Origin of the sequence: Tardiphaga sp. 172_B4_N1_3, assembly GCF_052076035.1 — a bacterium.
Lineage (GTDB): Bacteria > Pseudomonadota > Alphaproteobacteria > Rhizobiales > Xanthobacteraceae > Tardiphaga > Tardiphaga robiniae.
Map to the genome: position 1 here is coordinate 3,689,157 of NZ_CP197238.1, position 21,002 is coordinate 3,710,158.

Annotated in this window: 21 protein-coding genes; 2 read left to right on the forward strand and 19 right to left on the reverse strand. The window is 62.0% G+C overall.

Going from position 1 to position 21,002, the window contains the following annotated elements; translation table 11 throughout:
* Positions 1-321: 321 nt before the first annotated feature.
* From AB7783_RS17525 to AB7783_RS17535, 3 genes are all read right to left on the reverse strand, one after another.
* On the reverse strand, positions 322-1,110 hold the full coding sequence (locus AB7783_RS17525) for an alpha/beta hydrolase (protein WP_441278310.1): 789 nt from the start codon (positions 1,108-1,110) through the stop codon (positions 322-324).
* Between the two features lie 124 nt (positions 1,111-1,234).
* Entirely contained in the window at positions 1,235-2,014 is a 780-nt protein-coding gene (locus AB7783_RS17530) for an SDR family oxidoreductase (RefSeq protein ID WP_309942683.1), read from the reverse strand.
* Positions 2,014-2,337, reverse strand: a complete 324-nt coding sequence (locus AB7783_RS17535) for a nuclear transport factor 2 family protein (protein WP_309942680.1) — start codon at positions 2,335-2,337, stop codon at positions 2,014-2,016. Before AB7783_RS17535 ends, AB7783_RS17530 begins: the two co-directional genes overlap by 1 nt.
* A 98-nt stretch (positions 2,338-2,435) precedes the next feature.
* On the opposite strand from AB7783_RS17535, the gene AB7783_RS17540 reads away from it, so the two are divergent.
* A complete protein-coding gene (locus tag AB7783_RS17540; protein ID WP_309942677.1) occupies positions 2,436-3,338 on the forward strand; it encodes a LysR family transcriptional regulator in 903 nt (300 codons plus the stop codon).
* A gap of 296 nt (positions 3,339-3,634) precedes the next feature.
* Here the strand turns inward: AB7783_RS17540 and AB7783_RS17545 are convergent, their stop codons facing one another.
* The 14 genes from AB7783_RS17545 to AB7783_RS17610 form a co-directional block, all read right to left on the reverse strand.
* Positions 3,635-5,050 carry an aldehyde dehydrogenase family protein gene (locus AB7783_RS17545; RefSeq protein ID WP_441278311.1) on the reverse strand — a complete coding sequence of 472 codons (1,416 nt, stop codon included), beginning with the start codon at positions 5,048-5,050 and terminating at the stop codon, positions 3,635-3,637.
* A gap of 91 nt (positions 5,051-5,141) precedes the next feature.
* Positions 5,142-5,903 carry an SDR family oxidoreductase gene (locus AB7783_RS17550; protein WP_120286765.1) on the reverse strand — a complete coding sequence of 254 codons (762 nt, stop codon included), beginning with the start codon at positions 5,901-5,903 and terminating at the stop codon, positions 5,142-5,144.
* Positions 5,904-5,997: 94 nt separating this feature from the next.
* The gene (locus AB7783_RS17555) at positions 5,998-6,966 is read right to left on the reverse strand and encodes a Bug family tripartite tricarboxylate transporter substrate binding protein (RefSeq protein ID WP_441278312.1); all 969 of its coding nucleotides are present in this window, start codon (positions 6,964-6,966) and stop codon (positions 5,998-6,000) included.
* 223 nt (positions 6,967-7,189) lie between these two features.
* Complete coding sequence (locus AB7783_RS17560) at positions 7,190-8,716, reverse strand: porin (protein ID WP_441278313.1); 1,527 nt, start codon at positions 8,714-8,716, stop codon at positions 7,190-7,192.
* Between the two features lie 479 nt (positions 8,717-9,195).
* The gene (locus AB7783_RS17565) at positions 9,196-9,966 is read right to left on the reverse strand and encodes an SDR family NAD(P)-dependent oxidoreductase (protein ID WP_441278314.1); all 771 of its coding nucleotides are present in this window, start codon (positions 9,964-9,966) and stop codon (positions 9,196-9,198) included.
* Positions 9,963-10,661 (reverse strand): NAD(P)H-dependent oxidoreductase, encoded by a 699-nt coding sequence (locus AB7783_RS17570; RefSeq protein WP_441278315.1) that lies wholly within the window; start codon positions 10,659-10,661, stop codon positions 9,963-9,965. The genes AB7783_RS17565 and AB7783_RS17570 overlap by 4 nt, the downstream gene beginning before the upstream one ends.
* A gap of 30 nt (positions 10,662-10,691) precedes the next feature.
* The gene (locus AB7783_RS17575) at positions 10,692-11,579 is read right to left on the reverse strand and encodes a branched-chain amino acid ABC transporter permease (RefSeq protein ID WP_093758659.1); all 888 of its coding nucleotides are present in this window, start codon (positions 11,577-11,579) and stop codon (positions 10,692-10,694) included.
* Entirely contained in the window at positions 11,572-12,345 is a 774-nt protein-coding gene (locus AB7783_RS17580) for an ABC transporter ATP-binding protein (RefSeq protein ID WP_441278316.1), read from the reverse strand. The genes AB7783_RS17575 and AB7783_RS17580 overlap by 8 nt, the downstream gene beginning before the upstream one ends.
* 2 nt (positions 12,346-12,347) lie before the next feature.
* Positions 12,348-13,331, reverse strand: coding sequence for a branched-chain amino acid ABC transporter permease (locus AB7783_RS17585; protein ID WP_441278317.1), 984 nt, complete (start codon positions 13,329-13,331; stop codon positions 12,348-12,350).
* Entirely contained in the window at positions 13,303-14,022 is a 720-nt protein-coding gene (locus AB7783_RS17590) for an ABC transporter ATP-binding protein (RefSeq protein ID WP_441278318.1), read from the reverse strand. The genes AB7783_RS17585 and AB7783_RS17590 overlap by 29 nt, the downstream gene beginning before the upstream one ends.
* 5 nt (positions 14,023-14,027) lie before the next feature.
* The gene (locus AB7783_RS17595) at positions 14,028-15,179 is read right to left on the reverse strand and encodes an ABC transporter substrate-binding protein (RefSeq protein ID WP_441278319.1); all 1,152 of its coding nucleotides are present in this window, start codon (positions 15,177-15,179) and stop codon (positions 14,028-14,030) included.
* A gap of 67 nt (positions 15,180-15,246) precedes the next feature.
* Positions 15,247-16,011 carry an HpcH/HpaI aldolase family protein gene (locus AB7783_RS17600; protein ID WP_441278320.1) on the reverse strand — a complete coding sequence of 255 codons (765 nt, stop codon included), beginning with the start codon at positions 16,009-16,011 and terminating at the stop codon, positions 15,247-15,249.
* A 39-nt stretch (positions 16,012-16,050) separates the two neighbouring features.
* Entirely contained in the window at positions 16,051-16,950 is a 900-nt protein-coding gene (locus AB7783_RS17605) for a hypothetical protein (protein WP_441278321.1), read from the reverse strand.
* A 79-nt stretch (positions 16,951-17,029) separates the two neighbouring features.
* The gene (locus tag AB7783_RS17610) at positions 17,030-17,971 is read right to left on the reverse strand and encodes a DUF6282 family protein (protein WP_441278322.1); all 942 of its coding nucleotides are present in this window, start codon (positions 17,969-17,971) and stop codon (positions 17,030-17,032) included.
* A 216-nt stretch (positions 17,972-18,187) separates the two neighbouring features.
* Here AB7783_RS17610 and AB7783_RS17615 point away from each other — a divergent pair, with 216 nt between their 5' ends.
* Positions 18,188-19,009: an IclR family transcriptional regulator gene (locus tag AB7783_RS17615; protein WP_441278323.1), complete on the forward strand. Its 822-nt coding sequence runs from the start codon at positions 18,188-18,190 to the stop codon at positions 19,007-19,009.
* Here the strand turns inward: AB7783_RS17615 and AB7783_RS17620 are convergent.
* Positions 19,006-20,052: a tRNA-dihydrouridine synthase gene (locus AB7783_RS17620; RefSeq protein WP_441278324.1), complete on the reverse strand. Its 1,047-nt coding sequence runs from the start codon at positions 20,050-20,052 to the stop codon at positions 19,006-19,008. The two genes, AB7783_RS17615 and AB7783_RS17620, sit on opposite strands and share 4 nt — an antisense overlap.
* A gap of 14 nt (positions 20,053-20,066) precedes the next feature.
* The gene (locus tag AB7783_RS17625; RefSeq protein ID WP_441278325.1) at positions 20,067-20,969 is read right to left on the reverse strand and encodes a 3-keto-5-aminohexanoate cleavage protein; all 903 of its coding nucleotides are present in this window, start codon (positions 20,967-20,969) and stop codon (positions 20,067-20,069) included.
* Positions 20,970-21,002: the final 33 nt, after the last annotated feature.

Here is a 21,002-nt window from a genome sequence, read left to right on the forward strand (position 1 = left end):
AATATTATCAAATCTATCATATTTAGATTTGGGCAAGGTCGGGCCCCGGCTGCCCGTCAGGAGCGCGGCGCGACGGGCCAATGGTCTGATTCAATTAGGTATTATTTTGCAGCCGTTGGGATATCGGCGAAGACCAGACGCTACGCCGTCGTCTTCAAAACTTTTTGTGATGCGTCAGTGTCGACACGCGATCATCGGTGGAGCCGCCTGCACGCGCAGCGATTCATCGCCGCTCTCTGTCTGCAGCGCTCGCGACGGGAAGCAATAAAAATGGGAGCGGCACATGATGCCGTCCCATTCGTTGGCACGATGCTGGATGCGTTATTTCGATGTGCTTTTCGCAGCTTTTTCTATCACGTCGGCGACGACTTTGGGCTGCGTCATGAAAAGCGCATGACTGGCCGAAACCGTGGTGACATCAGCGCCGATGCGCTTTGCCATATGTTGCAGCATCGCCTGGTCGAACGCCCTGTCCTCAGTGGCGATGACCGCCCAACTCGGTTTGGACCGCCACGCTGCGTTCTTCAGCTTGGTGCCGAAGGCCGACACGTTGATCGGCACTTGCGAGTCCCGCATGAACGCCGCGTCTGCATCGCTGACGTCGTGAGCAAAGCCGGACTTGAACTTCTCGAGGCTGACAAAGCCAAAACCATCTGCTGCCTTGTCGATGACGAACTGCGATGCCGGCGCAAAACCTTGATATTGCTGAGCCGTCGTTTCTCCGGCATCAGGCGAGAGCGCAGAGACATAGACAAGCCCCACCACTTTTGCATCGACGCCCGCTTCCGTAATCACGGTTCCGCCCCAGGAGTGGCCAACAAGAATGGTGGGACCGCTCGCTCGATCGAGCGCACGCTTGGTGGCGGCGACATCGTCATCAAGCGACGTGAGCGGGTTCTGGACGATTGTCACCTGAAAGCCGCGTTTCTTCAGCTCTTCGTACACGCCGCGCCATCCCGAACCGTCGGCAAACGCTCCGTGGACCAGCACGACATTTCGGACAGTCTGGCTTTGCGACGCCGCCTCAGGGGCAGATGCTGCCATCGCAGCAGTCATAGCTGCCGCTGCCGCGATCGTCGCAAGAGTTCTTCTTCTTTTGGTAACGCTCATCATCTCTCTTTCTAAAGGCTTGTTAAAAATCCCGCGTGATCTAGACGATCGACCTCGCCTCGGCCATGTGGCTTTGCGCCGCCCTGCAAGGCGAAGTACCTCGCAGGGCGGCGTTGCCCGATCGCTACACAGTCGGCACGGTCCCACCGTCAATCGTGTAGTCGGTGCCGGTGATCGCCGCAGCTCGGTCGGACGCAAGGAATGCGATGAGGCTGGCGACCTCTTCCGGTTTTGTTGGCCGACCTAGCGGGATGCCGCCCAGCGCCTCCATGATGATCTTTTTGCCGCCCTCGTAGTCGGTGCCCGCATGCGCGGCCAGACGATTAGCAAGCGCCACCGACGCTTCCGTCTCGATCCACCCCGGCGACACCCGCACGACGCGGACTCCTTTCGGGGTCACTTCCTTGGACAGCGCCTTGCTATAGGTCGACAGTGCGGCTTTCGCGGCGGCATAGGCCGTTGTCGATTCCGGTAGCGGAAGCTGCCTTTGAATCGAGGACACGTGAACAACGACGCCGCTGCCCTGAGCGATCATGCCAGGCAGAAGATGCTTGTCGAGCCGAATGGCTGGGAAGAGATTGAGATACAGTTCCCTGTGCCAGTCCGCGTCGGTCAGCGCCAAGAAGCCGCCTCCCGGCGCTGACGATCCACCGAGCATGTGCACGACGAGATCTACCCCGCCAAGACGATCAGCCACAGCATCGGCGACGCCAGCGCAGCCGTCTTCCGTGGTGAGATCCGCCGCGACGAAAAGCGCCTCGGGCAGCGCCTCCGTTCGGGAACGCGCGGTCGTGATCACTTGTGCGCCGAGCTCACGGAACAGATTGACCGTCGCAGCACCAGCGCCCTTGGTGCCCGCGGTGATGAGGGCGCGCTTTCCTTTCAGCGTGAGAAATCCGGTCATCAGCCAATCTCCAGCTCGGCAATTTTTCCGCCGATAATCGTGAAGGTGTAATTGAGCGCCGCGGGGCTACCGGGGAAGTATCCGGTCACTGTCGCCCGGACTCTTGTTTTGTTGTCCACATGTGCGACCTCGAACGGCACGGCGACGTGGTGATACTTATCCTTCGCGGCTGACCACCACTTGCGGATCGCATCGCCCCCCTGGTGACGAACTCCTTCGTCCATCACCGATCCGTTGTGAGAAAACGCTGCGACCACGGCGTGCGGATCGCTCCGTTCGTCTGCGTCGAAGAACGCTTTGGCTGTATCCGGTAAATCCATCATCTCTCTTCTCCACTGTAACGCTCGACCCTCACCTAGCACTCGACGATTGTCGCAATAAGTGGGATAAATCGGGACGAGGAACTGAATGGATCGGGACAATGGAGCGCGCTGGGCTAAACGATCTGGAAGCGGTGATGGCGATCGCGCGGCGGGGAAGTTTTCGGGCCGCGGCGATTGACCTTGGCATGTCCACCACCGCGCTCAGTCATGCGATCGGCAAATTCGAGGAGCGCCTAGGTGTCCGGCTATTCAATCGGACCACCCGTAGTGTATCCGTCACCGACGCCGGGCGGTTGTTTGTGGAACAAGTTGGCCCCGCACTGCTCAACCTTCATGGCGCCCTGGACACGGTACGATCCCAGCGCGAGACGCCATCGGGCACGATCCGGATCAATGCTGCCCCGTTCGCTGCCCGCGAAATCATATCGCCGCTTGTGATCGAGTTTCTGCGCCGCTTTCCGGATATGAATGTCGATCTGGTCACCGAAGGGCGACTCGTCGATGTCGTTGCCGATGGTTTCGATCTCGGCGTCCGGGTCGCCGACCTCGTGCCCAGTGACATGATCACGGTATCGCTCGGCCGCGCGCAGCGCTACGCCATCGTTGCATCGCCGGACTATCTGAAGCGCCACGGCAGGCCGCGCGTGCCACCGGACTTGCTCAATCACCGGTGCATTCGAGTCCGGCTTCCCGACGGCGCGCTGTTTCGCTGGCGGTTTGAACGCGACGGAGAGGCAATTCAGATCGATGCGCCCGGTCCGATCGTGCTGGACGAAGTGAACCTGTCCCGCATTGCCGTCGCGGAGAATGTTGGGATTGGCTGCTTCATGGAGCAGAGCGTCTTGGCCGACATCGAGGCCAAACGCTTCGTGCGCCTGCTGGAAGACTGGACCCCGCCTTTTCCCGGGCTATGCCTGTATTACCCTGGGCGCCGGAATCCGTCAGCGGGGTTGAAGGCGTTCCTTGCGCTGGCGCGCGAGCTGGCAAATTCCAAATCCTAAAGATGATGGGATTAAGTGCGCAGGGCTTCACATTTAGCAGGTGTATCTCAATGTCCGCTTAGCGCCGAGAGCCGCCCACAGGTCACCTCTAGTCCTTTAGGCCGTATGACCTGACCCGGCGACTTTGCGAGGCACGGGCTCAGATTAGAAGCCCAAATTTCCCCGCGGGAAGAAATGTGCGGCCGCGCGCCAACTTGGAGGAAGCGCGCGACCGCGGCGCCGCGAGAGCTACGACAGCCTCGTGGCGGACTACTTGCGGCGAACCGCTATCGTGTTTTGGGGCGAAGTCGGATTCGCTACCCAATGATCGCTTTGACCTCCAGATATTCTTCGAAGCCGAAAACCCCGAACTCGCGTCCATTACCGGACTGCTTGTATCCTCCGAACGGAAGGCTGCGGTCGAATGCAGCGCCGTTGAGGTAAACGCGTCCTGCGCGGATGCGATTGGCGACGGTGCGCGCCCGGTTGCGGTCACGCGATTGCACGAAGCCCGCCAGTCCGAACGGCGTATCATTCGCGATCTCGATGGCCTCGTCCTCGCTGTCATAGCTCATGATGGACAGCACGGGACCGAACACCTCCTCGCGCGCAATTCTCATTTGCGATGTCACGTCGCCGAACACGGTGGGGCGAACGTAGTATCCGCGATTGAGCCCCGCCGGCCGGCCCGTTCCGCCCGTGATCAGGGTCGCGCCCTCGTCAATGCCGGACTGGATCAGATCTTGTACTTTCCCGAACTGTGACTGGCTCACCAACGGCCCCATGGTGGACGCCGGATCGAGCGGATCACCGAGACGGATGCTGCCAACAGCCTCGCTTGCGGCAGCGAAGGCTTCGTCGCGCTGCGCGCGCGGAATCAGCATGCGCGTGGGCGACTGGCAGTTCTGGCCTGCATTTGTGTAGCAGGCGTGAACGCCCTGTATCACGGCAGCTTTCAAATCGGCATCAGGAAGGATGATGTTGGCGGACTTGCCGCCCAGCTCTTGCGCGACGCGCTTGACGGTGTCCGCCGCCAGCTTGGCCACCCGGACGCCGGCCGTTGTCGATCCGGTAAACGACACCATGTCGATCTCGGGATGGGCGGCGATCGCCTCGCCCACCGTCGGACCATCGCCATTCACCACGTTGAAAACACCCGGCGGGATGCCGGCCTCGTGCACGATCTCGGCGAACAGCATGGAGCTGAGTGGCGCGATCTCGCTGGGCTTGAGAATAACTGTGCAGCCGGCCGCCAGCGCTGGCGCGACCTTCGAAGCCACCTGGTTCAACGGCCAGTTCCAAGGCGTGATCAGGCCGCAGACGCCGATCGGCTCGCGACGAACGACCCCGCCTCCCATCGGTTCTTCGAACCTGTAGTCCGCAAGCACGCGCGCAGCTTCCTCGAAATGAAACAGCGCAACGGTGGCCTGGCGCTCCGTCGCAAAGGTGATCGGTGATCCCATTTCCAGCGTCATCATCCGCGCCAGTTCCGGCAGACGTGCCCTGAATCCCTCGATGATCTTCTGAAGATAGACGAAGCGATCTTTCACGCTCACTTCGGAATATGTCGCGAAGGCGCGGCGGGCGGCCTGCGCAGCCCGGTCCACATCCCGGCGAGAGCCCAGGCTAATCCGCGCGAAGGCCTCCTCCGTCGCAGGATTGAAAACTTCAAGAGTTGACGGTGTGACGGGATCCACCCAGGCGCCGTCGATATAGAATTTCAGCTTGTCCATCTTCTCCATCCGTAACGCCTACATAGCCATTGTGTTTGGAGCTCGCGGCCCCGCCGTCGCTATCTCGCCGCAACTCCCGCCGCCGAGTGCTTTAGAGGTGCCTGCCCTCGTCCACGGGCACGACGATCCCCGTCGAGCTCGTCAGGCTGACGATGCAGGCCATCACCGCTCTTGCGACATCGTCGGGCGTCGTGATGCGGGCAAGCGGGAGTTTTTCGGCGACCCGCTGCAACTGTTCCCGCGTCCGGCCAGCGACGAAATCCGTATCCACGCCGGCCGGCGAAATGGAAAACACCCGGATTTTCGGTGCGAGCACTTTGGCGAGCGCGATCGTCAATGCGTCGACGCCCGCCTTGGCGGAGAGATAAGCGAGGCTGCTTCCCAGCCCCGTGCGGGCGGCAATGGACGAAATGTTCACAATGGCAGCGCCGCTGCCGCGCTCCAGCAATGGACGGAAAGCGCGCACCATGGCGAAAGGCCCCCGCAGGTTGACGGTCACGGTCCGGTCGAAGATCTCGTCGGTCAGTGCGTCAAGATCGTTGGCGGGCACTGGCGTCGTGGCGCCTCCACAATTGACCAGCACATCGAGCCGGCCGTACTCCTTCTCCACCTGCGCCGCGGCTTCGGCGATAGAGGATGGATCGTCGATCGCGATGCGCAGAGCGAGATGCCCGGTACCCTGCAGCCCGCTCACGACATCTTCCGCCAGCTCCTTGCGGCTGTTGTAGCCGACCACAACAGCCGATCCGCTGGCGGCGAGCCGCGCCGCTGTCGCCTTGCCAATCCCGCTGCCGCCGCCCGTGACGAGCGCCACTGTGGGAGTCGATAGCGCGGGAACATCGATGCGGATCATGTCGGTCACTCAATCACTCCCGATTGTCAGACGACGAGCCCGGACCAGCGCAAGCAGGATAACGCTGCACTGCGCGGTGCCGGCCTCGCCCTTGCTACATTGCAATTTTTGCCGCTTCGATGACCGGCCGCCACTTGGCGAGTTCGGCCGCGACGAATGCCTTGAGATCGTCCGGCGATCCACCGACGCCCAGCAATGCATTCTGCCCGAGAATAGCCTTTCCCTTTTCACTCTGAAGAAAGCCGTTCACGATGCTGTTCAACTTGGCGACGATCTCTGGCGACGTCCCGGTCGGCGCGACCATGGCGTACCACGCTGATGCCTCGAAGCCCGTGAAGCCCGTCTCCTGCACTGTCGGTACGGCCGGCAGTTGCGCGGCCCGCTGGCTGGTCGTGACGGCAAGCGCCTGAACTTTTCCCGAAGTGACCAGCGGCACATAGGTCGGCATGAAGTCGATGACGATGTCGATCTGACCGCCGAGCAAATCCGTCATCAGCGGTGATGTGCCGCGATACGGCACGTTGGTCATCTTGACGCCGACGGACCTCTGCACCAGCTCCGACGTGATGTGCCCGAGCGTGCCGTTGCCGGGATGTCCCACATTGACCTTGTCAGGGTTCCGTTTCGCATAAGCGATCAACTCTTCGAATGTCTTCGCTGGAAAGTCGGCGCGCGCCGTTACAATGAGCGGGGACTTGGCGACGAGAACGACCGGCGTGAAATCCTTTTCGGAATCATAGGCCAGCCCCTTATACATCAGCTTGTTGAGTGCAATCGGCGCAGGCGTCCCAAACAGGAGCGTGTAGCCGTCAGCGCTCGCCTTGGCCACGGCCGCACCGCCAATGCTGCCGCCTGCCCCCGCACGATTGTCGACGATGAACTGCTTGCCGAGCGCCTCGCTCAGCGCCTGGCCGACCGCGCGCGCGAGCGTATCGACGGCGGATCCTGCCGGAAACGGCACGATCATAGTGACGGTCCGTTCCGGCCATCCTTGCGCGGCGGCGTTGTGAATGGGCGTCAGGGCGAGCACGAGACCGCACAGGCCGACTAGCAATGCACGCATGTTTCCTCCGATTTTTACGATGCAGGCTGTGCCCGCTTGTTCAGCGCCATCTTCCGCAGCGCATTCCCTGTTCGATGTCCTACAATCAAACCGCTATCGAAGTTGCGGAATGTGCCGCCGTTCCGCTGTACGGCATGGCTCGCTCACGCGCTTGCGTGAACAGTCCCCCGGCACGTTTGCCGGGGGGTCTTGTTTTCAACACCGCCCCAGTGGTCGATCAGGCTCAGAACGATCGCAGGATCTGAACCGCGCCGTTGTAGAGGTTCTGATCGCGCACGGCGTAGGATGTGCCCGCCGGCTTGCCCACGACGTTGCCGGTGTAGGTGCCACCCAGGCTCTGATCCATGCGGCTGTAGATGAATTCCGCCGAGAGCGTCAGATTTTGAACGGGCGTCCAGGCTGTTCTGGTGCCGACCTGCGTGGTGGCAAAGTCGAAGTTGTTGCTGGTCCCGGACAGAACGCCGGCGGACGAAGCCGCTGCCGAGGACGAACTGGTGCCGAAGCCCCGCGTGGTCGAGGCGAATGCCCCTGCCAACAGAGCATTGCCCGCGTCGCCGTAGGAGATGTGGCTGTAGTTGGCGAACAGAGAGGTGCGCCACGCCGGGTTCCAGTAATGCTCGAAGAAGCCACTGACTTCCCAAGCCGAGCTCTGCACGATCTGGCCGCCGGGCGCATAGACACCATCGAGAACGTAGCCGAAGCCGACCGTGTTGCCATCGAACTTGGCGAACCGCCCGCCACCCAGCGTATCCACCGTCCCAGCGAAAACGTATTTCGCGGCGCCCTTGGCGTAGGAGGCTTCCAGCTTGAGGCTGTCGCCCGCGCCCGTCGGCAGGTTCTTGAACTCGACAGCGCCGCTTACGGCGAAGCCATAGGCATCGTCAGGGTGGCCGGAGGGTTCATTGGTGTAGTATTGAGCCGTCGCCTGATGAAGGGCTGCAGCGAAATGCAGCGTGCCCCATGCCTGATCTAGGCGCAGGTTGCCGACGACGTCCGGCATATGGTTGCCGCCGGCGGCATTACCGAGGAACGTGTTCGACGACGAGCCATAGAATGCACCGGTGAACTGCGAGGCACCGGGCGCCACGATGAACGTGTTCACGTTCCACAGGCCGGCATTGCGATAGGGCGACGCGTTCTCGAGTGAGATGGTGCCGGAGACGCCGTTGCCGAAGGAGGCCGTATAGGCCAGCTGCGGAATGCCCGTCGCATTGTTGGAGCCCGCGAAGAAACCGGACGCAATGGTCGGCTTGGCGAGCGCCCATTGCGGGTCGAATTGCGAGACGGCCTTGCCGAAGGTGAAACCTGCGAACTGGATGAACGCGAAGTCTACTTCGACGAAGCCGCCGGCGATGCTTTCACGTCCCTGTGCGAAGTCGAAATGAATGTTGGAGAATGTGCGAAGCAGACCATATTCGGTCGCCGTGCGCGTATCGGTGGTCAGCGTCAGGCGCGGCTTGGTGTTGAAATAATCCTTCGTGTAAAGATTGTTGCCGCCAGCGCCGCCGAACCAGTACGGCACGTCATAATTGCTCGCGGCATTGAATGCGGTATCGATGCGAAGTGCACCGCCGATCTTGATGCAAGTGTCGGTGCCCGGGATGTAGTAGAAGCCTGCGCCGTAGAGCGAGCAGATCTTCACATATTCGACCGCCTTGGCCTTCACCGGAAGATCGGCTGCGTGTGCACCGCTGATCGCGAGAATTCCTGCCGCCGAGCCGAGAACAAGAGTCTTGATAGTCGTCGTCATTATAGCCCTCCGAATTGCCTTCGTTTCCTCAGTGAAATCGTACTTGGCGCCCATCGCCGGCTCGCGTTCGTTGTACGCGAGGGCGTAACGCTGTTTTGATATAAGATATTGATGGAGGGATCGGCCTGTCAACGACGGCAGCGAATTTCGGGCCAATGATGAACGGAGTGTGTCATTCGCGTTGCATTTACGCACAAATGAAGGGTGCCGTTTCGTCATCGCGAACAACTATCGAAACGCATGCGCGTAGCGCGCCGAGAGCGATGATCGCGAGCCTACCAATGGAGCTCGTATCGCCTCGCTGCTGCATTGCCGGCGATCGCTCGAGTGAATCGCTCCGCAAAATGGAGCGCATGCCGTGGGTCGCGCATGCATAGTGATATCATCGGGTGTGCAGGGCAGCGGGTCCGACATGATCGGCGTATGAATGCCACCGAATTATTGTCGAGCTGACGTCATTCGATTCCACAGCGGAACTGTCAGCTCACGCCGCCATCGGCGATGATCGTCCGCCCGGTAAGCCATTTCGCGTCCGGCGACGCCAGAAACAGCGCCACACCGGCGATGTCGTCGGTCTGCCCGATGCGCCCGAGCGGTGTCATCGCTGCGATCCCCGCGCCGCGCTCGGCGAGGATCTGCGTCGTCATGTCGGTCTCGATGACGCCTGGTGCGATCGTGTTGACCGTGATTCCGCGCGGGCCGAACTCCTTGGCGAGGGCATGCGACAGAGCAGCAACCGCCGCCTTGGAGGCCGCATAGATCGAGGTGGTCGGGATCGGCCGGGTCGCAAGCGCGGAGGAGAAATTGATGATACGCCCCCCCGGTGCGGTCAGATGCGGGAGCGCCGCCTGAATGACCGCGATCGTGCCCAGGACATTGGTATCGAAGGTGGCGCGAAACATTTCGGAGTCGATCGCCTCGAACGGCCGGTATTCGGCAATGCCGGCGCAGTTCACCAGAATGTCAAGATGCTCGAACTGCGCAATGACCTGCGCAACCATCACCCGCGCGTCGTCCGGATTGGAAATGTCACCGGCGACACCGATGCCCTGCGCGCCCAACTCGGCGATATCACCGAGTACCGCATGCGCCGCTGGGGATTCATTGCGGTAGCCGATCGCCACACGACAGCCCGCGCCGGCAAAACGCCGTGCGATCGCAGCTCCCATCCCGCGCGACCCGCCCGTGACCAGCACGACCTTGTTGCTCAACGAATCCCGGTCGGGCCGCCCTTGACCGCTGGTGCTCATGACCTGCCTGTTTCCGTGGGAGTGACTGCTGCGATGCCGGCGTGCGGCGCTATGTCTTCGACTGCCTTTTGCAATCGCAGGCTCCATTGCCGCAGATACACTTCGCGGCCTTCGGCATCCACACGCGGTGCTGCGTAAGCGACGAACGGTTCAAGTGCTGTCATGCCAAGATACTCGATCATTAGGCGCTGTGCCGGCCACAGCACAGTCTGGATATCGCCATAAGCGTCGCCAGCCGAGAACCGTTGCCGGGTGCCGCCGGTGCTGAGGCACAGCAGACCGCGCTTGTCGGGAAAGAAGCCGCTGTCGAAGCGGCGGCCATCGGCATAGGCGAAGCCAAAGGCAAGGACGCGGTCGAACCAGCCCTTCAGAATGGCCGGCATGCCGCCCCACCAGATCGGGTAGAGCCAGACGACAAGATCGGCGTCGCGAAGACGCTGCTGCTCACGCACGAGGTCGGCCGCGAAACCGCCGGTGCCGTGCGCATGGGCCTGTTCGGTCTGATAGTGGAAACGTTCCGCGTCCGCCACGGCATTGAAGTCGTGTCGGCCGGCGACCGGATCGAACCGTTCGGCATACAGATCGGACACCACCACCGCGTGGCCGGCCTGCCGCAATGTCGCGACACCGGCATCCTTCAGGGCACCCGTGAAGGAGGTCGGCTCGGGATGCGCATAGATCATCAGGACGTTCATCGCGATACTCTCACAAGCGACATCATCGGATCAGGCGCTCTTGGCCCGGCCGGCGAACAACCCGCTGGGGAAAAACAGCAGCACGATGAGCAGCACCGTCAGCGCCACGATGTTCTTGAAGCCCGCGCCGAAGAACACGATGGCACCGGACTGGATGACGCCAAGGAAGATGCCGCCGATCAGCGCCGCCGGCGCACTGCCGAATCCCCCGATGATCGCCGCGATGAAGCCGTTGATGCCGAACGGCCCTCCGACGCTGTAGGCCGTATATTGCGTTGGCGTGATGAGAATGCCGGCGGCGGCGCCCAGCGCTGCACTGAGTGCGAAGGACACGATCAGCATGCGCTCGACGGGAATGCCAAGCAATGCGGCGGCCTCGCGGTTCTGCGAACAGGCCCGCAAGGCGCGTCCCATCCGCGTGCGGTTGAAGAATTGCGTCAGAGCGAACACCATCAGGGCGCCGCAGCCGAGCACCCAGAACAACTGATAGCCGATCGCGATCGGCCCGATCTTCAACGGCCCGCCGGATGTGAATTCCGGATAGGTCCGCGGCTGATCGCCCAGAGTGAGAATGACGACCTGTTCGATCAGAAGCTGGATCGCCAGCGTCGCAAGAATGATCGCGAACAATGGCGCCTTGCGACGCCACATCGGATTGATGATAGCGATCTGGACGAGAACGCCGATGCCCGCGACCAGGATCGTCGATAGCACCGCCGAGACATAGATCGGCAGGCCGAATTGCGTCAGCATCGTATGTGCGAACATGCCACCGAGCATGACGAACACGCCCTGCGCGAAATTGACGATGCCGCTGGCATTGTAGATGACGCAAAATCCGATCGCGACCAGTCCGTAGATCAGTCCGATACCGACGCCGTTGACCAGACTCTGAACGAGCTCGACTGCGCTAGGCATGTGCTGCCTCCTCTACGCCGAGATAGGCGGCAATGACTTCGGGATGAACCTTGATTTCGTCCGGCGTGCCTTCGGCAATCTTCCGGCCGAAATCGAGCACGGCGATCCGATGTGCGATCCGCGTGACCAGAGCGACATCGTGCTCGATCAACAGCACCGTGGTGCCCTGGCGGTTGATCTTCTGGATGATATGCGCGAGCCCATCGGTCTCCTGCGTATTGAGACCGGCGGCCGGCTCGTCGAGCAGCAGAAGTCGCGGCCTGGATGCCAAGGCGCGCGCGACCTCGAGCAGACGTTGCTGGCCATAGGGCAGCAGCTCGGCATCCAAATCGGCCTGTGCGCCGAGCCCGACGAAATCGAGCAGTTCGCGCGCCCGTTCATGAACCTCGGCTTCCTGCCGGCGAAACCAGGAGGGCCGCAGCAGTGCCGCGGCGACGCCGCCTCGGGTGGCGAGGTGGCAGCCGACCTCGACATTCTCGGCGACGGACATCCCCTTGAACAGCTGCACGAGCTGAAACGTCCGGATCAACCCCATGGCGGCGATCTGATCCTGGCGCATGCGCGTGGTGTCGCGGCCATCGAAGGCGATGCTTCCCGAGGTCGAATTGAGGAAGCCGGAGATCATGCTGAAGAATGTCGTCTTGCCCGCGCCATTCGGACCGATGACCGCGAACAGGCTGCCTTGCGGCACGTCGAGATCGATCTCGTTATTGGCGAGCAGCCCGCCGAAACGCTTGGTCAGACCCTTGACCTTGAGGAACGCCATGGTCACGCCTCCCCTTTGTCTTTGCGCGGCCGAAACAGTCCACCAAGTGCAGAGAGGCCCTTGGGCGCATAGATCAGCATCAGCAGCAGCACCAGCGCATAGGCGATGTCCTGGAAGCGGCCGGTGCTGCGGAAGATTTCCGGCAACAGCGATGCGACGATTGCGCCGATCACCGGACCGATCAGCGTACCGACGCCTCCGACATAGAGCATCGTGAAGGTCGCGATGACCATCTGCGGGCCGAACACTTCGGGACTGATGAAGCCGACCGTATGCGCGAACAGCGATCCGGCGGCCGACGCATACAATCCGGCGATGACGAAGGCGATAAGCTTGAAGCGCGAAATCCGAATGCCGAGCGCAGCGGCGCCGTTCTCGCTTCCGGAAATGGCGCGCAGTCCGCGGCCAAAACGGGAGTCGCGCAGGCGCTGAGAGATGCAGAAACCGACCAGCAGCAACCCTCCGAGGCAGAGCAGCTTCAGCCGTTCGTCCTCGACGGTCAGGCTGCCGATGCCGAGCGGTGGAATGCCGGCATAGCCCATATAGCCCTGGGTCAGGCTGGTCCACTGGACCGAGATGTCATAGGTAATGAGGCCCAGCGCGAAGGTCGCCATCGCGAGATAGTGGCCGCGCAGACGCAGCGTCGGATAGCCAATCACCAGCGCGGCTATTCCCGCCACGCCCATCGAGGCGATCAGGGCAAGCGCAGGCTCCCAGTTGTACTGCACACAGAGAATGGCGCTGCCATAGCCGCCGATGCAGGCGAAGGCATTCTGGCCGAACGAGGCCTGCCCCGTATAGCCCATGAAGAAATTCAATCCGAGGCAGAAGATGCCATAGATCATCGCGAGCTGCATCACCGTCAGCAGATAGCCGCCATAGATCAGCACGGCGACAAACAGCAGCGCGCCTGCCCCAAGCAGGCCGATGGAGAACCGGTCGAGACGCGCAACCGGCTTAGGTGAAGTAATAGCGAGCAAGGTCATGGTGCGATTCAATCTCGTGCGTCGGCAACTCGGCCCGAACGCTTCCAGAGGCAAGAATGTAAACGCGCTGGGCGAGCTTGAGCGCCAGCGGCGCTTTCTGCTCGACCAGCAAGATACCCAGACCCTCCTTGTTGAGGGCGCCGAGCGTCGACAGGATTTCGGAAGCGACGCGCGGCGCAAGGCCGAGCGACGGCTCGTCGAGAATGAGCAGTTTTGGATCGGCCATCAGTGCCCGGCCGACAGCCAGCATCTGCTGCTCGCCGCCGGACATGGACGATGCGGTCTGGTCGATACGCTCGCGCAGCCGTGGAAACAGGGAGAACACCTTCTCTAGCTGCCGCTCGCTGTGGACCTGCGGTCCGGACAGTTTGTAGGCGCCGAGTTGCAGATTCTCCCGCACGCTCATGTCACCGAACAGGCCCCGCCCTTCCTGCACCATGATGATACCGAGCCCGGCCAGCTCATGGGTGCGTAGATGAGTGACATCCCGGCCGTTGAACACAATCTGCCCGGTGCTGGCGATCAGCCGCGTGATGGCGCGAAGCAAGGTGGTCTTGCCGGCTCCGTTCGGTCCCAGAATGGTCACGAACTCACCGGGCGCCACGTGGAGCGCGGTCGACCGCAGCGCTTCGATATGACCGTAGCGGGCCGTCAGATCGCGGACAGCGATCAGGGGTACAATGTCCGCCATCGCCGTCACTTCTTGAGAACCAGAACGCCGTCCTTCACGGAGGCGATCACGTAGGGATTCTTGATAATCCCGATATGGTTCTCCGCGCTGAAGTCGTAGGACGCGCCCGCACCGTCGTAATGGCCGAGTTTCTCGAACGCATCGCGTACGGCCGTCCCATCGGTCGAATTCGCCTTCTTCATGGCGGCAGCCATCATCATGATCGAGTCCCAGGCGCGCGAGGCCTGCGCGTTGTCGGACTTGCCGAACTTCGCCTTCATCGCATTGACGAACGGCTCCGCGGCCGCGCGGGCGGCGGGATCCGTGATGACCTTGGTGTCGTCGGCTGCCACCTGAATAAGCGGCGACGGGACCAGATACTGGTCGCCAAGCACTTTGCCCGCCGAGAGCAGAATATCGAGCTCGTTGATACTGCCCAGCATCAGCATCTTGGTCAGGCCGAGGCTGCGGATGTTGTTGACGACGGTTACCACCGCATTGCCTTGCCCCAGCATGATGATCGCGCCGGCGCCAGCCGCATTGATGCGCCCGATCTGAACGCTGAAGTCGGCGTCGTCCTGCTGGTAGGACTCATTGGCCACGACGGTCAGTCCGAATTCCTCGGCGCCCTTTTCCGCTAGGCCGCGCATCAACAGGCTGTACGGGCTCGGATCGGAGAGGATTCCGACCTTACGGATATCGGTCTTGTCCTTGAGATACTGATAGCGCGCATCCACCTCGAATTTGGGTGGCGGCAGGAACTGGAAGGCCCACTTCTGCTCGTCCGGCTGGCGCGGCAGAATGGAACAGAGAAACATCGGCAACTTGGCTCTGGAGACGAAGCTCGCGGCGGCAAAGTTGCCGGCCGAGATGCAGCCGCTGTCGAAGGCGGCGACCTTGTCGTCTGTCATCATTTTCCGATAGACGACCACTGCCTGCTGCGGCGTCGACTTGTTGTCTTCGATCACCAGTTCGAGCTTCTTGCCCAGGACGCCGCCTTGCGCATTGACCGCCTCAATGGCGATCTGCATCCCGTCACGCCAGTGACCGTCGGTCGCCGACCCGTATCCCGTCAAACCCAGCGACGATCCGATCTTGATCGTCTGCTGCGCTGACGCCGGCAGTGCCAGCGCGAGCGCGAACAGCGTGGCGCAAATTGACGCCTTGTGTGGTCTCATTTCTCCGTCCCCCTGTCTGTTTTTTCAGCTTGAGCGCTGATTGCAGATTGATCGATCTAACGCGTGCTCATCCAACCTTGTCCCGGACATCGCGCAGGGCGGCAGTCGCCGCCTGGCGCAGAAAGCCCTGATCCGACGAAAGAACGAAGACGTTGGCGCCGAGCGAATTCAACCAGGCGGCCTCGCTCGCATTGCCAACATAGACGCTGATCGGCTTGTTGGCCTTGCGTGCTGCCTCCGAGATGCGTTCGACTGCGCGCAACACATCGGGCGGATCTTTCGATTCATCGCCAAAGGCCGCGGTCAGGTCGCCCCGCCCAATAAACAGCGAGTCGACGCCGTCGACGGCGGCGATGGCGTCAATCTCGTTCAGCGCCACCGGATCCTCGATCTGGGCTACGAACACCATCCGGGCATCCGAATCCGCAATGTGCCGCCACATCGGTATGCCGGAATAGCGACCCGCACGCGTGCCGGTCGCAAAGCCGCGGCTGCCGCCGCGATACCGCAACATTGCCGCCACCTCGCGCGCATAGGCCGCGCTCTTCACATGGGGGACCAGGACGCCGGTGGCGCCGCAATCCAGCACCGAGAGAATGGCCTCCGGTCCCGGCACCCGAACTAGCGCTGGCGTGTCGGTTGCCCGCGCAGCCATCAGCGCAATGTCGCTGCTGGTGCGATCGAATGGACCGTGCTCCTGATCGATCACGACGAAATCATAGCCGATATCGCCGAGGATTTCGGTGCCGTGACCGGTCGGTGTCTTCAGAAACGTGCCGACAAGTTTCTGGCCGCCAAGCATGCGCTGCCGGAATGTGGAAGCAGTTGTCATCTTTGATAATCCTGTTGCCGTTACTGGGTGGACTGCCGGTTACGGCATCGGATATTCATCGGCGTTCAGAATCCAGCCGGGCTTCTGCGAGAAGTCGAGCCGCGGCGGACAGAAGATGTCGACGAGCTGGTTGAAGTCACTTCCACAGGCCTCGGTTGTGTGGATCGACGGGGGCGGAATGACTGCGATTGACGGGGTCTTGCACAGTTCGTGATCGTCCTTGCGCCAGTTCTTCTTGTTGATCGTCCAGGGCCAGCGCAGATGGTGAATGAACTCCCCTTCAACCGCGAGCGAGCACTGCTCGAAATCATCGTGATGATGCGGCGACAGTTTACTGGGATCGCGGGGGCCGTTATAGCCGTCGAGATAGTTCACCATGATGGTGGTGCAGCGCCAGATACGACCAAAGCGGCCCGGCTCCGGCGGCACGTCGAGGCTGTAGACGCGCAGACGAAAGCCATCTTTCGGCGCAGGCCACGGCTCCAGCGGTGCGACGTAAGGCTTGGCCGTGGCATATGATGCCGCATTGGCGCATTTCGCCGCAAGATCCTCCGACCGCGTGGTGAAGATGCGAACGATCTTGCCGGCTTCAATGATCTTGATGCTTGACCGTCCTGGCGGCACGAAGGCCAGCGACCGGCCGTTGACGCGCTTCGTGCCCTCCGCCGTGGTGATCTCCACGACCACCTTGGGGTCGGACAACAGCACGGCGTATTCGTCCGGCTGCTCCTCACGCGCCAGCACACCGCCGGCTTTTCCCTCCGTATGCACGAGTAGGAAGTTCTGCCCGCGCCCATACCAGCTCTTGCCTGACGGCCCATCCTCCTCCGGCGGCTCGTCGTAGAAGCGGAGATATTCGGCCTGACCGAAAGGACCTGCCGGCGCGGCCCCTGCGGCTGCGGGCGCAAGCTTGGCCCTCGGATCGGTGGTGTCGTACATGTGGAATCTCCCTTGGTGTCAATTCTGGGAGCCGGCGTTTCACGATACGCCGGCCTGAGCCTGTATCTTGTCCGGAAGGCTAACTGGCCCGCGCCGCAGCTACATCCGCTTCGATGCCAAGCGCGCGCGCAGTGTTGCTGGAGACCATCTTGCGGATCTGATCGTCGTCGTAGCCCAGATCCATGCAGAGCCTGATGCCGCGGCGGAATCCGTCCAGCGGGCTGAAGGTTCCGGTCTGGCCAAGGTCAGAGCACAGCATCGTCTGCCCCACGCCCGCGGCCTCGATCTGGTCGCGCAGATCCTCGGCCTCACGGCTCTTGAACTTGCAGCCGTCGAGGAACATGCAGAGCGAGTGCTCGACGAAGGCCCCCATCGCCGCGATGCCTTTAACGTCGTTCAACGACGCGTCGACGATGTCCTCCGGATGAGTGAACACCAGACGCTTGACACCGCGGCGCTGCGCCTCTTCGAAGATCAGCCAGGTCTCGCTGACATGCAGGTGACCGCTGGCCAGCACCATGTCGTTGCGCGCGACGATATCGAGAATTTCCTTCATGTCGTCGCGTACCGACTTGTCGTCGTTCAGCACCGGAATGGCGGTAACCGGTCGCATCCGCTCGGTGGAGGCCGGGTGCACCCATTGAGCCGACGCCTGCCATCGCAGATGGTTTGCGGCGGCCAGCGTGGGAAGCCAGACGATCCTGCCACCCAGCGCAGCGGTGTGCTCAACCGCGTAGGGATTGAGACCGCCCACCACATTATTGAGCACGATGCTGGAATAGATCTTCGTCTTCAGCTCGGGAAAGTGCTGCCGGATCAGCTCGGCCGTCATGACACCGCTGTAGTCGTGATCCTTGGTAACGACCGCGGCGAACCCCGCCTGCGAGGCCTGCTGAAGCAATGTAACGTGGTCGATGCCGCGCGGCGCGATGGACGGCCCGCTATGCACGTGCGGATCAATCGCGCCTTTCAACAACGCGTCGATGCGCGCCTCGACCTTGGGATCAGCGAACTCTGTCATTCCCTCACCGCATTTTATCCCGACGGCCTCGAGGACCGTCGATTTCGTTAACGTTCTCGACCGCGGAACATCGTTTCATTTAAGGATAATGGTCGACGCGAGGGCCTGTCAATAGTTTCCGGGACTGCGAGCGCTCACTCCACGCATCAATCACATTGCACTTGCAATCCACTCCGCTACGTTGTTCAGCACTCAGGAACATGAAATTGAGAAATGATGAGCGATTCAGCATCAACCGGCGTCCACTCCGTGCAACTGGCCATCGACGTACTGGAAGCCGTTGCATTCTCGGACGATGAACTGGGCGTGACACAGATCGCCGACCGTCTGGGCATGACAAAGGGATCGGTGCATCGGCATCTGCAGACGCTGGTCGACCGCGGCTATCTCACGCAGAACTCCAGCACCTCGCGCTACAGCATCGGTCCGAAAGGCCGGTTGCTCGCCCGGCACGCGCCTGATGCGGATCTCATCCAGCTCGCGGAAGGACCGATGCGGCAGTTGCGTGATGCCCTTGGTCATTTCGTCGTGCTCTCCGAAATGACGCCGCGCGGCGCGTTGATCCTGCACAAGCTGTCGGGGACGGCGGCGATTGAACTCGGCGTTCGCCCGGGCAGCGAATTGACCTTCCATGCGTCGGCGCAAGGAAAGGTCCTGTTGGCTTTCGCCCCCAGCCCCATGAGGGCGCGCGTCCTTGCGCAGCCCTTGCAGCGTTTCACCGACAAGACCATCGTGTCCGTCCGCAAGCTCGAACAGGAATATCTGGAGATCGTGCGTCTTGGTTTTGCCACGGCCCCCGAGCAGAGCTTGATCGGGATGAATGCGGTGGCCGCGCCGATCTTCGACGCGCAGGATGCCTGCATCGCCTCGGTCGCCATCGTGGCATCGATCCAGGTCCTGCCGGAGAAGACACGGCCGTCCGACGTCGCCCAGCTCATCGAGGCGGCACGCCAGATCTCGCACAAGCTCGGGCACGGACGCGGCGCTCATCAACAACCGCCCGTCAAGCGCAGCGCGCGGACGGCGCGCCCGCGTTAAAGCTGATCGGCAATGTATTTTCTCCAGTTGTCGGTGCGCAGCGGCATGTCGGCGAATGTCTTGCGCTGATCTGCAGCCCTACCAACCAGTTCGGCAGCGATCATCCGCTTGCCGCGCAGGTAAGCGTCGAGTTCATCCAGCGCGGATGACAGCACGGGCGCGCCGCGCAGCATCACGGCCGATGCCATCTCCACCGCGCTGGCGCCAGCGAGCATCATGCGCGCGACATCGAGACCGGTGCGTGCGCCATTGGTCGCAATCAGCGGCTTGTCGGCGCCAAGCTGTTGCCGCGACACAGCCAGCCAGTGACACGTCAGCGGCAGATTCCAGTATCCTCCGACGCCCAGCGTCGTTCCCAGAAACGGCTGCATCGTCTCGACATCAGGCACGAGGCCGAGCAGCCGCCCGGCCATCACCACGGTTTCGCCGCCCGCGCGAAATGCGGCATCCGCCAGGTCCGGCACGCGCTCGCTCTGTCCGGTGATCTTGACCCATAGCGGGATGCCGATCGCCTGCCGTACCGCAGACACGATCATGGACACGCGCTCGGGATCGAGTTCGGTGGACACCACACCTTTTGCCTGGCTGGCATAGGGCGTGCCGATATTCAGCTCGAGGACGCGCAGGCCCGCCTGCTCGACCTGCCTGGCCATCTCGACCGTTCGCGCGAGGTCCGCAACGATCAGGCTCGCGACCGCATAGGATTCGACCTGGCTGGCCTCGCGATCCAGCTGGACTGTCTGATCGAGCCACGCATCGAAGCTCTGCGGCGTCAGGCCAGAGCGACAGGCGATGAATGCTGTGTCAGGTGCATTCGGCGTCCACGCCATTTCGCGCCACTCGCTGTCGAGCAGCATGTATTCGGCGCGCTGCAGCTGGTCACGGCCGCGCTCGGATTCGTTGATGGACTTGACCACCACCGCGCCAATGCCGGCGCGCAGCGCACGACGTACGCCTTCGGGGTCGATATGATGCTCCGCGGATCCGGCAATCAGCGGATTCTTGAGGGCCGTTCGGCCGACCGTAACGTTGAGACGCGTCATCCAGCAGACCTCCGTCAGCTTGCCGCTAGGCGGGTGGGAAGGCCGATGATCTCCCGCGCCTCGCGCGGCGATGCGATCGCTCCGCCGAGTTCCTCGACGATGCGACGGGCCTTCTCCACCATGGCAGCATTCGATGGCGCGAGTCGTCCGCGCGACAGATAGACGGCGTCTTCCAGACCAACGCGAACGTGTCCGCCGCACAGATAGGATTGCGCGACATTGTGGAATGACGTCTTGCCGATGCCGATTGCGGTGAACTGAGCATCCGGCGGCAGCATGTTGCGCGCGTAGATGACCGTCTCGGGACTTGGCTGGAAGCCATAACGAACCCCCATGACGAAGGAACAGAGTACGGGCCCGTCGAGTGTGTTGTCCTTCAGCAGATCATTCATCAGCGCGATATCGCCGGAATCGAACAGCTCGATTTCCGGCTTTACCCCGGCCTCACGGATCACCTTCGCCATCCGCCTGACATTGCCGGGCGTATTGATGACGACTTCCCTGCCCGAATTCATGGTGTTGAGATCGAGGGTACAGATATCCGGGCGAAGCGCGGCGATGTGCTCGACACGTTTTTCAGGTGCAATCAGCGTCGTTCCCGCCGCTGCGACGCGTGGCTGGTCCGTGGATGGAACGAAACGGCCGCCGGGGCCCGTGGTGATGTTGAGGATCAGCTGGGTGTTTTTCGTGCGTATCCGGTCAACCACGTCCCGGTAATATTCGAGCTCCATCGAAGGCTTCCCGGTGGAAGGCTCCCTCACATGGATATGCACGATGGCGGCGCCGGCCTCGGCCGCCCCCAGACAGGCCTCGGCGATTTCCGCCGGCGTGATCGGCAGATGCGGTGTCTGCTCCGGCGTGGTCAGATTGCCGGTGACGGCGCAAGTGATGAAAACCTTTTGACGCGGCGCCTGCATCGCCCGTGCTCCTGTCCGTTCTGCGGCCGTCGA

What these genes read in the sequence shown, in the direction of transcription:
- AB7783_RS17600 (WP_441278320.1), bottom strand. Translation starts at nt 16,011, where the DNA reads ATGACAACTGCTTCCACATTCCGGCAGCGCATGCTTGGCGGCCAGAAA.
- AB7783_RS17625 (WP_441278325.1), bottom strand. Translation starts at nt 20,969, where the DNA reads ATGCAGGCGCCGCGTCAAAAGGTTTTCATCACTTGCGCCGTCACCGGC.
- AB7783_RS17595 (WP_441278319.1), bottom strand. Translation starts at nt 15,179, where the DNA reads ATGAGACCACACAAGGCGTCAATTTGCGCCACGCTGTTCGCGCTCGCG.
- AB7783_RS17560 (WP_441278313.1), bottom strand. Translation starts at nt 8,716, where the DNA reads ATGACGACGACTATCAAGACTCTTGTTCTCGGCTCGGCGGCAGGAATT.
- AB7783_RS17525 (WP_441278310.1), bottom strand. Translation starts at nt 1,110, where the DNA reads ATGAGCGTTACCAAAAGAAGAAGAACTCTTGCGACGATCGCGGCAGCG.
- AB7783_RS17565 (WP_441278314.1), bottom strand. Translation starts at nt 9,966, where the DNA reads ATGAGCACCAGCGGTCAAGGGCGGCCCGACCGGGATTCGTTGAGCAAC.
- AB7783_RS17540 (WP_309942677.1), top strand. Translation starts at nt 2,436, where the DNA reads ATGGAGCGCGCTGGGCTAAACGATCTGGAAGCGGTGATGGCGATCGCG.
- AB7783_RS17550 (WP_120286765.1), bottom strand. Translation starts at nt 5,903, where the DNA reads ATGATCCGCATCGATGTTCCCGCGCTATCGACTCCCACAGTGGCGCTC.
- AB7783_RS17535 (WP_309942680.1), bottom strand. Translation starts at nt 2,337, where the DNA reads ATGATGGATTTACCGGATACAGCCAAAGCGTTCTTCGACGCAGACGAA.
- AB7783_RS17545 (WP_441278311.1), bottom strand. Translation starts at nt 5,050, where the DNA reads ATGGACAAGCTGAAATTCTATATCGACGGCGCCTGGGTGGATCCCGTC.
- AB7783_RS17580 (WP_441278316.1), bottom strand. Translation starts at nt 12,345, where the DNA reads ATGGCGTTCCTCAAGGTCAAGGGTCTGACCAAGCGTTTCGGCGGGCTG.
- AB7783_RS17570 (WP_441278315.1), bottom strand. Translation starts at nt 10,661, where the DNA reads ATGAACGTCCTGATGATCTATGCGCATCCCGAGCCGACCTCCTTCACG.
- AB7783_RS17575 (WP_093758659.1), bottom strand. Translation starts at nt 11,579, where the DNA reads ATGCCTAGCGCAGTCGAGCTCGTTCAGAGTCTGGTCAACGGCGTCGGT.
- AB7783_RS17610 (WP_441278322.1), bottom strand. Translation starts at nt 17,971, where the DNA reads ATGACAGAGTTCGCTGATCCCAAGGTCGAGGCGCGCATCGACGCGTTG.
- AB7783_RS17590 (WP_441278318.1), bottom strand. Translation starts at nt 14,022, where the DNA reads ATGGCGGACATTGTACCCCTGATCGCTGTCCGCGATCTGACGGCCCGC.
- AB7783_RS17530 (WP_309942683.1), bottom strand. Translation starts at nt 2,014, where the DNA reads ATGACCGGATTTCTCACGCTGAAAGGAAAGCGCGCCCTCATCACCGCG.
- AB7783_RS17555 (WP_441278312.1), bottom strand. Translation starts at nt 6,966, where the DNA reads ATGCGTGCATTGCTAGTCGGCCTGTGCGGTCTCGTGCTCGCCCTGACG.
- AB7783_RS17615 (WP_441278323.1), top strand. Translation starts at nt 18,188, where the DNA reads ATGAGCGATTCAGCATCAACCGGCGTCCACTCCGTGCAACTGGCCATC.
- AB7783_RS17605 (WP_441278321.1), bottom strand. Translation starts at nt 16,950, where the DNA reads ATGTACGACACCACCGATCCGAGGGCCAAGCTTGCGCCCGCAGCCGCA.
- AB7783_RS17620 (WP_441278324.1), bottom strand. Translation starts at nt 20,052, where the DNA reads ATGACGCGTCTCAACGTTACGGTCGGCCGAACGGCCCTCAAGAATCCG.
- AB7783_RS17585 (WP_441278317.1), bottom strand. Translation starts at nt 13,331, where the DNA reads ATGACCTTGCTCGCTATTACTTCACCTAAGCCGGTTGCGCGTCTCGAC.